The sequence below is a fragment of the Candidatus Magnetobacterium casense genome (assembly GCF_019173545.1).
Lineage (GTDB): Bacteria > Nitrospirota > Thermodesulfovibrionia > Thermodesulfovibrionales > Magnetobacteriaceae > Magnetobacterium > Magnetobacterium cryptolimnobacter.
This window is the reverse complement of sequence record NZ_JABXWD010000101.1, coordinates 1-10,244: the sequence shown is the minus strand read 5'-3', so window position 1 is coordinate 10,244 and position 10,244 is coordinate 1. Positions and strand designations below refer to the sequence as shown.

At 49.1% G+C, this 10,244-nt stretch carries 8 protein-coding genes; all 8 read right to left on the bottom strand.

Going from position 1 to position 10,244, the window contains the following annotated elements:
- Positions 1-267: 267 nt before the first annotated feature.
- The gene (tsaD, locus tag HWQ67_RS07265; protein ID WP_218252018.1) at positions 268-1,272 is read right to left on the bottom strand and encodes a tRNA (adenosine(37)-N6)-threonylcarbamoyltransferase complex transferase subunit TsaD; all 1,005 of its coding nucleotides are present in this window, start codon (positions 1,270-1,272) and stop codon (positions 268-270) included.
- A gap of 63 nt (positions 1,273-1,335) precedes the next feature.
- The gene (locus HWQ67_RS07260) at positions 1,336-2,856 is read right to left on the bottom strand and encodes an ABC transporter substrate-binding protein (RefSeq protein ID WP_218252017.1); all 1,521 of its coding nucleotides are present in this window, start codon (positions 2,854-2,856) and stop codon (positions 1,336-1,338) included.
- A gap of 74 nt (positions 2,857-2,930) precedes the next feature.
- Positions 2,931-3,500 (bottom strand): hypothetical protein, encoded by a 570-nt coding sequence (locus HWQ67_RS07255; RefSeq protein WP_218252016.1) that lies wholly within the window; start codon positions 3,498-3,500, stop codon positions 2,931-2,933.
- A gap of 23 nt (positions 3,501-3,523) precedes the next feature.
- Positions 3,524-4,423, bottom strand: a complete 900-nt coding sequence (locus HWQ67_RS07250; protein ID WP_218252015.1) for a tetratricopeptide repeat protein — start codon at positions 4,421-4,423, stop codon at positions 3,524-3,526.
- Positions 4,420-6,225 carry a BatD family protein gene (locus HWQ67_RS07245; RefSeq protein ID WP_218252014.1) on the bottom strand — a complete coding sequence of 602 codons (1,806 nt, stop codon included), beginning with the start codon at positions 6,223-6,225 and terminating at the stop codon, positions 4,420-4,422. The genes HWQ67_RS07250 and HWQ67_RS07245 overlap by 4 nt, the downstream gene beginning before the upstream one ends.
- Before the next feature lie 451 nt (positions 6,226-6,676).
- The gene (locus HWQ67_RS07240; protein ID WP_218252013.1) at positions 6,677-8,338 is read right to left on the bottom strand and encodes a PAS domain-containing sensor histidine kinase; all 1,662 of its coding nucleotides are present in this window, start codon (positions 8,336-8,338) and stop codon (positions 6,677-6,679) included.
- A gap of 42 nt (positions 8,339-8,380) precedes the next feature.
- Positions 8,381-9,421 (bottom strand): uroporphyrinogen decarboxylase family protein, encoded by a 1,041-nt coding sequence (locus HWQ67_RS07235; RefSeq protein WP_255317159.1) that lies wholly within the window; start codon positions 9,419-9,421, stop codon positions 8,381-8,383.
- Between the two features lie 25 nt (positions 9,422-9,446).
- On the bottom strand, positions 9,447-10,061 hold the full coding sequence (locus HWQ67_RS07230) for a cobalamin B12-binding domain-containing protein (protein ID WP_218252011.1): 615 nt from the start codon (positions 10,059-10,061) through the stop codon (positions 9,447-9,449).
- Positions 10,062-10,244: the final 183 nt, after the last annotated feature.

The window sequence follows — 10,244 nt, the reverse complement described above, 5'->3', positions numbered from 1 at the left end:
GGGCGGCTCCGCCCCCCTTCAGAACCCCCCGCAAGGGGACCAGTCCCCTTGACCCCATTATTTCACACTCAAATATCATGCCTGAAAAAACCTGCGTCATTTCAGTATAGTTGTTAATAGGTTTAGCTTTGTTGAAAATCAAGGGGTCAAGGGGTCCGTGACCCCTTGCAGGGGGGATCTGAAGGGGGCCAGGTGCGACTTTTATGGCAGGGGTGCCTCACCCCCTGGAGCGCCAAGAAGCGGAGCCGCCCCTTTCTTTTTTTCTTGTTAGCAGACAGGTATGTATGCCTTGGGGTTTAGTGTCAGGTTGGCAAATTCGCCCTTTTTGAGTGATATGTATGCAGCGGCAGCAATCATGGCGGCGTTGTCGGTGCAGAGGGTCTTTGGGGGGATGATTGCCTCGATCTCCGGGGGCAGGGTGCGGATGGCTCTTCTGAGGGCATCGTTGGCAGCTACACCACCGGTGATGGTCACGGCGGAGGCTCTCTGACTGTTGAGCGCCTGCTGCACCTTCCTGAGCAGACAATCGATCACGGCGGCCTGAAATGAGGCACAGATGTCCTCCACAGGGGCTTTTTCCCTGGAAGTACGGAGGTAGTTCATCACGGAGGTCTTGAGGCCGCTGAAGCTGAAGTCAAGGCTGTCGGGCATGTATGCCCGTGGAAAATTGATGGCCTTTGGATTGCCGTCTTTGGCCAGTGCATCGATAACCGGCCCTCCCGGATATCCCAACCCCAGCATCCTGGCAACCTTGTCATAGGCCTCACCGGCGGCATCATCGCGTGTTGCCCCCACCAGCGTGTACAGACCATCACCATCGACCCTGTACATGCTGGTGTGTCCGCCGGAAACCACCAACGAAAGATAGGGAAACTTCAGCGGGCGTTCCTCAATGAGATTGACGCTACAGATATGCCCATGCAGGTGATTAACCCCTATCAGTGCAAGCCCGCACGCATAGGCAACAGACTTGGCAAAGGCACACCCCACTATCAACGACCCTATCAGCCCAGGCCCATGACACACTGCCACCGCAGACAGATCGCCAAACCCCACTTGCGCCTCCTGCATCGCCGCATCCACCACAGGCCATATCTGTTCCACGTGTCGGCGAGACGCTATCTCCGGCACTATGCCGCCATACTTACTGTGAAATGCGCTCTGATTGCTGACCACGTTTGACAGCACATCCCTGCCATCTCTGACCACAGCCGCTGAGGTGTCGTCACAGGAGGTATCTATTGCAAGAATGAGACAACCGACATCAGACATCAGTTGAAGTAAATCATATCCATGCCTTATTATAACCTTATATGGCTGGAAATAACAAACACCTTACCTTTTATTTTCAATGCCGGTTGCCTTGTCCATGTTGTAGATGGGGTAGAGGCGGAGTCCTTTTATCCAGGGTTGTGTGACGATGTATTCATTGCGGTGCCAGAAGAACACGGCGGGGGTATCGATGGCCACGGCGTCTTCTGTGCGTTTGTACATAGCCTCTCTCTGCGGAGCTGCGAGTGTCCTCCTGGCCTGCTCTATCAACGTATCCACTTGTGGGTTTCCGTATCTGATGCGATTGCCACCGGCGCCGAAGTTTGAGGAGTGAAACATCGGATAGAGGAAGTTCTCAGCATCGGGATAGTCCGCCCACCAACTGAGCCAGAACATGTCAGGTTCGCCGTTGTTTATAGCCACCTTGTATGCGCTCCACTCCAGGATACGAATCTCCACCCCAATGCCCACCTGCCGCAGATAGTGCGCTATGATTTCGGCAATGTCTATCGACTCCTGGATGGCCGACACGTAAAACTTCAGATTCACGCCGCCCGCAATCCCCGATGCCCTCAGAAATGCCCGTGCCCTGTCAGGGTCGTAGGGGTAATAATCGGCCACGGCATATCCCTTCAGGACGGAGGGCACGGCAGAGGTGGCGTAGCTGCCCTGTCCCTGCAGATACGTGCGGAGTATCTTTTTCCTGTCAATGGCGCAGGCAATAGCCTTTCTCAGATTGGGGTTGTCAAGGGGTCTGCGGGAATTGTTCAGGCCAAGGTAGAAAGTATTCAACCCCGATGCGTGAGCTACAAGCCCCGCATAACGTGCGTCCTTTGTGAGCATCGCATACGCCGATGCCGGCACGCCAAGGACGTCGAGATTACCCGTGAGGAACTCGGTCATCGACGTTATGTCTTCGGGGATTATCCGGTAGACGATCCCGTTTATCCTGGCGGGGCGGTCGAAGTATAGGACGTTTTTTTTGAGCACGATGTTGTTGTCGGGTTCCCAGCGTGCCAGTGCAAATGGGCCGGTTCCAACGGGGTGCAGGCCGAAGTCCTTGCCCAGCCTCTCCACCTCCGCCCTTGGAACTATGTAGGCTGCAGGCATGGTCAGGCTCTTTAGAAATGGCGCAAACGGGGTCTTGAGCGTGACCTCGATTTCACCGGTGTGTACAACCTTTACGTCGGCGACATTTTTGAACATCCAGGCGTTTGGCGAATGCGTCTGAGGACTCATTATCCGTCTGAACGAGTAGACCACGTCATCGACGGTCAATCTCTGGCCGTTGTGAAACACGACGTCCTCACGCAGCGCAAACGTGTACGTCAGGCCGTCGTCGCTCACCCGCCACTGCCGAGCAACATCGGGTACCACCTGCAGGTTGTCATCGAGTCGCACCAGGCCGTTGTACAGCTTGGCGGCTATCATCCCCCCCAGGACGTCAACAACGTAGGCGGGGTCCAGCGTCGTAGGGTTGGCGCCGATCCGGCCATAGAGGTAACCGTCAAGCCTCTCCACTCTGCCGGTACAGCCACAGAGAAGTACGGCAAACAGTAGTAACGATGCCTTGTTAAACAACACTTTTGTTTCAGCTATTGAGTGGAATGTGGAGAATTGTTTTCTCAGAAAAATATTTAACGTTAAGCAAGCTGATTTCAGTTGACATTATTATATTTCTTATTTATGCTAAAAGCAGCTACTACTCTCTTCATGTTTACATCTTCCTTTGCTGTTTGAATTATATCTCTATCAGTTACGAAACGCGTGATAAACTCATAAGGGTTGACTTCTTTCATGTGAGTTATAAAGAAGTCTTCCACTTGCTCTTTAAATAGTTCTGATGCTGGATCAAGTTTTTTTTCTATTTCCTTGAATTCAACTAGTGATTTTTCAATTGGATACCTGATAAGTAAAAGAGGGTTTTCATTGTGAGGTCCAAGCCCACACCATCCAAACTTTGGATATTGTGTCAATAGCTTAAACTGTCCGTATAATGGCTTGTAATATGTAAACATGGTTTGATCAGATGCTACCGTAATGAACATTGAAAGAATAAAACATGTAATCTGTTCATTGGAGTTAATTTTAAGAATTGCATTTATCCATGAATCTCTGTCAAAGAAGAAATCATCCTTATTGGTTATTCTATTTCCATGTAGAAGCTTAATTTTTTCTATATCTTTGCGGAAATAGCTTAGATAGTATGTTTTAAGGTCTAAAGGCATGGTTTTCTCCTTTTTCTTCTCCCCTATTGATTGACGACACCGATGAGTTCCTTGCTTACCCAGCCGTGCTTGGCATCGGGACGGCTGACCTTGTACCAATTGTCCTTTGCCTGCTGTATGCGCACCTTCATCCCAACGGGGAGGGTGAAAAACACCGTTGCCGTGTCAAATGGCTCATACCTTGCCTCCACCTTGTCCTTCAGCACAACCGCTTCACTATCACTGAGGACAATCCTGACGTATAACACATAAGATGCCACCACAAAGAGCAACAAGACCACCGATATCAACAACACGGCATACCGCCTGAGTACCTCAGCGTATAGTCTGCCAATCAAAATAACTATTGCCAGCATATATAATACAACAAGCATGACACAGATACCATTGATCGTCAACAGGCCAAACGCCGTATCCAGGAACCTCCTCATACGACCTTCCGGCTGACCCTTATCCCTGCCCGGCACCTGAGACAGGACGAACTCGTAATTCGCCTTCAGATCGGCATCGTGTGGGATGAGCCTCATCGCCCTCTCATAGGACAGGATCGCCCGCCCGATGTCGCCTGCCTTGAAGTAGCAGTTTCCGAGGTTGTAGTAGAGGCTTCCGCTCTCCACGCCAGTGGTGAGCAGGCCTTCGTACCGGGCAATGGCGTCGTCGTACTTGCCCTGGGCGTAATAGACCGACGCCTGTTGAAAGACATCCTTTGTCCCGGCTGCCGCTCCGGCATCAGCATGAACGGTCAGCGGCATCAGCATAGCCAAAATCATCAAAATCAGTGCCTGCCCGTGCAAAAAGAGGGAAAGAAGGGGGCGGCTCTGCCCCCCCTTAAACCCCCCCGCAAGGGGACCAGTCCCCTTGACCCCGTAATTCTTTATCTTGATGCTATAAATCTTTATCTCCTGTAATGTAACTCCAATCATAACTTAGCCTTCTCTATCAGTAGCATAAACCCCTCAAGCAGTTGAAACGTATCCTGCATCTTGCCCTCTTCAAGGCCGATCTGCGCAAACCGTGCCTTGTCACAGATACCCAGGATATCCTCAAGCATGGTGAGTATATCCTCCCTGACCCCCTTGCCGCTAAGGACCTTGACAAGTGTGTCGCTGGTCATTTCACCGCCGCCGAGTTGGAACTTGTCGGTAAGGTACTCGCTCAACAGCCTGAATACGCCATCATAGAACTCCACCGCCTTGCCATCATCCAGCAGCACCTTGATCGCCTTGAGCGCAACCCTGGCCTTTTTGGGCGCCTTTAGCCTCCTTGCGTAGCCCTCATCGCCCTGAAGACGCTGACGCCTCCTGTGAACCACAAACACCGCAATGTACACCAGCGCACCAATCACATACAATAACCAGTACAGAGGACTCTGGTACAACCGTGGCTGGTTCTTTTTTCGCAGGGAGCCGGGGGAATCCTTGATAAAGGCCAGGTCCCTTCCGAGTGTTTCGTGCTGCTTTTGCTCCTTTGAGGGGGCATCGACGGCCTTTGCCCTGAGATCGGCCTCCGAACCTGTGACCTTCAGGGGCAGGGCAGCCCTTGTGATGGTGCGGTAGGTTTGAGTGACCGGATCAAAGTAGCTGAACCTGAACGGGCCAATTGAACCGACCGAATTCTTTGTCGGCATGACGGCCTGCTCAAAGACTTTTGAACCCTTGTTCTGCTTGATGTATGGGTCGTATAGTTTGATATTTTCGGTGTTTGTGATAACGGGCATCGTTACGGTATTGAGATTGCCCTTGCCCGTTACGGCCATTGTTACGGTTACGGGGTCTCCCACCTTTACCTCCGTGGCGGAGAGGCCAACTTCGAGGTCAAAGCTACCCACGGCGCCCTTGAAATCCGCCGGCTTGTTCTCTTGCGGCAGGGGGAGAACGCTGATGGTCAATGCCTCGGATTTGAGCGTGACGGGCTTGGCCGTGTTAAACATGCCGCTAAAGAAGTCGTCATCCCCAAAGAGGCGCGGCAGACCCTGTCTTGTCAGCACGGTACACTCCAGGGAAGCCGGTCCGAGCTTAAACTGCCCCGTAGAGGTCGCAAACATCGTTGTCTTAAACTCCATGACCTCGTACTGCACCCCCCCAAGATTGACCCGCTGGGAGACGGGCTTGTCAAATTGACCAATGGAGATGTTGACGTTTGACAGTTCCGGGAACTCGATGTCTCTTACACCGACGTCCCGTGCAAAGAGCTTTACGCTTACGGGGATGGCCTCGTTTATGTATACGGTGGTCTTTTCGGGCACCAGGGTGATAAACACCCGTTCGGTCTTCTTGTATGGCCGGCTGCCGTAGACTTCTTCCTGTGGGGGCTTGACAGGGGCATTGGGTGTATCCTGAAGGACGTTGATGTTGATGGCATTGGATTTGTAGGTGTTTCCCTGGTAGGTAACGGCCAGGGGGCCTATTGTAAATGTTCCGGGTTTTAGCGGCCTTATGAGGTACTCGTGTGTAATGGATGACATATAGCGGCCATTTGTTATGGCGATGCGGGTGGAGGGGCCTCTGTAGTTGATCTCAAAACCGTCCAGGTACCGAAAGTGTGGCTCCGGCACGTCCCTGGTTCCCTGGAAGGTCAGCCTCAGAGGCGTGGCCTCACCCACGTGCAGCTCCTCCTTTTCAGCCGAAATCCCAAAGGATACGTCCTCCGCCCTGGCGCTTGTACACATGAGCATCAGTATCACAATCATAGCTACTGCGTTTTTGATAAAGGCCTCTCTTGTCATGTACTTAATTATAGCACGTTTCGATTGTGTGCGATACAAGAAAGAAAGGGGCGGCTCCGCTTCTTGTCGCTCCAGGAGGGGGCAGCGCCCCCCGGCTCAATGCGCTCCTGGCCCCCTTCAGAACCCCCCGCAAGGGGAGGGGCGAGGCGCCCCGGCCACGAAGAAGTCCCCTTGACCCCATTTATCTATATCCACAGTACACATTTTATACAGTTATTGAAACCTTTAAACCTTTTTTTTATTTCTATGAGTAACATGAGTTATTATACCAAAAAATATCTTGCTATACATATTTCTGTGCAGAGTCGCCCTCTTTCTTTCTTTTTTTATCAGGGGTGAACTATTGCAAAAATTACTCTTGACATTATCTATATATCATATTATGCTATATGTATGAGCTATATAGATACAGATGAGGAGTGCCAGTCACACTTTGCAACATTACCTGCACCTACGCCACATAGTTCATTGTTATCTTAAATTCTGCTCCTTCGGTTATGTTTTTAACCGTAAGTCTGCCACACATGTTGTTCTCTATTATTGTCTTAGACATGTACAGACCTATGCCCGTGCCAACATCTGAGGGCTTGGTTGTAAAGTATGGTTCAAAGATTCTGTCTTTTATGTCTTCAGGGATACCACCGCCGTTATCGGTTATCATTATAGCAATGCCATTGTCTTCATCTTTCTGTACAGATATGCTTATAGTTCCTTCTAAATATGTCTTAGTGTCCTTACTGCGCCTTGTTAATATGGCATCTTTGGAATTGCTTATCAGATTAAGAATCACCTGCTTGAATTCATTTGGGTAGCCGGAGCATTGCAGTTCATTGTCATTATCGCAAAATAGCTCTATTGAAATACCGTCTTTTTTAAATACATCTGTAAACATTGAAAGTATCTCCTTGATCGACACGGCAACGCTAAACACACTCTTTTGCTTGGTTGGTTTAAAAAAGTTCCTGAAGTCGTCTATAGTCTTTGCCATAAAACTGATCTGAGCTTTTGATGCCTCGATCATGTTATCGATATATTCCTGATTAAGTTCTCCATACTCATATGTGTCTGCGATATCCTGTATTACCACAGATATGGCGTTTAATGGCTGTTTCCATTGATGTGCTATCACTCCTATCATCTCGCCCATTGCCGCCATCTTGGATTGCTGGATTAACATCTGTTCCTTATGTCTTATTTCGTCTATCTTGTCTATGACTTGTTCCTCAAGGTGAGCGTTGAGTTGTGCCAGTTGTTTTTCCAGCATCTTTCTCTGTGTTATATCGGTCGCTATCTCAAGACGCACGATCTTCCCGTCTACCCATCGGATAGCCCTGTCTTGCATATAGTACCACTTTTTATTAACGGTGTTTTGAAATTCCCAGGTATATGTACCTGAGGGCTGACCATTTTCGTCAAACAGTTTGTTGTTGGTGCAAAAACTGCACGGTCCACCCTGTCCTGTTTGAATTGTATTCCAGCATCTTTTGTTTATTATTTTATCGCTACCTATGGCTTCTTTCAGGTAACGGTTGGCAAATATGATCTCGTATGTTTGCATGTCGGCAACATAGACAATTGCCTCCATGTTCTCAAGTATCTTGAGCAACCTGTCATGAGACTCTTTTACTTGTTTGTTTGCACTTAAAAGCGACTGATATACACGTGAATTAGATATTGCAAGACCAAGTGTGTTTGCAATGGTAAGGGTCAGATTGAGATAATGACTTCTGTAATCGGGAAATAAAATCCCGTCGATCTCCATTAATCCAAGAACGCTATCCGTACCAACACTATCCTTACCTTTAATCTTGAACCTGAACCCCTTGCCCGACGCCGTCCAGTCATAGTCACCCTTGAAATTACCGATTAAGTCATTTACTACCGCCTCGTAATTTCCCTTTTCCGGGAACGTTATTATCTCCGAAGGATGCCCCTCAACCATGGAGACATAGATTATGCTTGAAGGTGCAAAGAGATTTCTCAGCAGATGTATTATGTTTTCAATGGCAACATCCTCCGATGCGTATGATGCAATAAGACCTACAACGTCAAAAACCATAGCGTAGTCGGCAAGCCTCTTATCCTTTTCGTTTATCTTATTGTCCCCCTGCATCGCCAATTATATTACGGGTATTTATGATGCGTGCGACGTCTGTCAGTTGCTGCCATCGTCTTGCAACCATTCCAGCGGATAACGACCCCATTCTTTTACTGCGTCAGCTATTGCATACAATACGTCGTCGGGCACCTGCAGCGGTATCTCTCCGTGGTTGTCGGACAGAATAAAGCCACCTCCCTTGCCTGCCTTTGCAATAGCCTCCTTTACAAGCCTTGTTGCATCGGCCTGAGACCATCGTCTCATTTCTATGCCGTTGAGGTTGCCTATTACAGTTGCCCGTCCTTTGCAGACATTTTTTATCGCTTGCAGGTTTTCCAATACGCTTACGGCAATTGCGGATGTCCCTGTTTGCAGGATGTATTCTAGTATCGGGTAACACCTTCCTGCGGCAAAATGGGTTGCAGTTGAGCCTTTTATCCTGGGTAGTGTCCGTTGTGCTATCCTGTGACCCGTCCTGATGTATAAATCCTTATCGATCAGCGTTGGCGAAGACATAGGGTCAACATAAGCAATGGCGCTGCATCCAGCGTCTATCTGCGCATTGGCCCATTGCACACAGAACTCCTCATTGACACTCATTAGATGCTCAAACAACCCCTCATGCTCATAAATCAACTCTATGTGCTTGTCAAACCCCATCTGCATGATCGCAAAAGAAAACGGAGATATCACAGCACCGACAATCGGTATGTCATCACCCACCTTTTCCTTCATGATTCTCTGGGCATCCAGCGCCTTAAGCAGACACTTGCTTTGCCTCACATCGGGAGGCGTCAACCTGAGTATATCTTCATGTTTCTTTATAAACGGCTCCCCAGAATTAGGCGGGCCATCGTCCCTGAAGACTACCTCACCTCCCCATGCCTCTATCTCTATCGGTGCATAGAAATAGCCATTGACACAGTCATTGGAAAACTTCCGGGATACACGCAACTGCCCCTCTGCGACATTTTCAGCCCTGGAGAAATATTCCCTGACAGACAGTCCCAATTCCTTTGCCCCGTGCATCGTAAACGAAAGAAAAAACGGCACACGGTCAGGCTCCTTATGTCCAAGTGCAGTCAAAACCCTCTGCATTGACGTCATTTTTAAGGACACTATCTCACCCTCTTAGTTTTTCTATGGTGTGTATAATACTGATGGCATCTGAGACAGTCCTACCCATATAGTCAGCTTCAACCTCTTTATATAACTCTTCATCAAAGTTAAACGGCGCACCACCAACAACAATTATCGCACCGGATTGTCTCTGCCTCAAGCCCCTTCTTACCTCCCTCACCCTTAGCGCCGACGGTAACATAAGCACCGAAATCAAGAGAACATCAACCTTATCCCTGACGGTACGCCCTACAAGGTCATCCACTGAGACCCCCATACCATAATCAACAACCTCAAAACCAGACGCCTGCAAAAAACCCTTCACTATCTGCTTGCCAAGCGTATGAAAATCCTCTAATACCGCTATGGCAATATTTAACTGTCTTTCTCTGACTCTGCAATTATCCGGTATTATATCTCCAAGTATCTCATTACATATCTTCCCGCTCATGTACACTTGTGACAGGGACACTTCACCAGTCACCCAGTCATTACCGATCCGCTCCAAAGAAGGCACAATCACCCCTTCAACAACCTCAATAGGCTGATATTGCTCACGAGCCGCCCTTAAAACCTCCTTAGCTCGTAGCTTGTCAACGGATAAAAGCGCCTGCAGCATGTTCTCTGCATGTATGTTTATAGATACGTTACCCATGTGTATATTGTAACATCAAAGCATTAATTTGTCTACTTCCTGGCAACCACGGGCGTATAAACTTTTAGTAGGCAAGAGATTAATTATGGGGTCAAGGGGACTGGTCCCCTTGCGGGGGGTTTTAAAGGGGGGCGGAGCCGCCCCTTT

Excerpts from the sequence above, each read along its gene's own strand:
- HWQ67_RS07255 (WP_218252016.1), bottom strand. The coding sequence starts at position 3,500 with ATGCCTTTAGACCTTAAAACATACTATCTAAGCTATTTCCGCAAAGAT.
- tsaD (WP_218252018.1), bottom strand. The coding sequence starts at position 1,272 with ATGTCTGATGTCGGTTGTCTCATTCTTGCAATAGATACCTCCTGTGAC.
- HWQ67_RS07250 (WP_218252015.1), bottom strand. The coding sequence starts at position 4,423 with ATGATTGGAGTTACATTACAGGAGATAAAGATTTATAGCATCAAGATA.
- HWQ67_RS07235 (WP_255317159.1), bottom strand. The coding sequence starts at position 9,421 with ATGCAGAGGGTTTTGACTGCACTTGGACATAAGGAGCCTGACCGTGTG.
- HWQ67_RS07240 (WP_218252013.1), bottom strand. The coding sequence starts at position 8,338 with ATGCAGGGGGACAATAAGATAAACGAAAAGGATAAGAGGCTTGCCGAC.
- HWQ67_RS07245 (WP_218252014.1), bottom strand. The coding sequence starts at position 6,225 with ATGACAAGAGAGGCCTTTATCAAAAACGCAGTAGCTATGATTGTGATA.
- HWQ67_RS07230 (WP_218252011.1), bottom strand. The coding sequence starts at position 10,061 with ATGCTGCAGGCGCTTTTATCCGTTGACAAGCTACGAGCTAAGGAGGTT.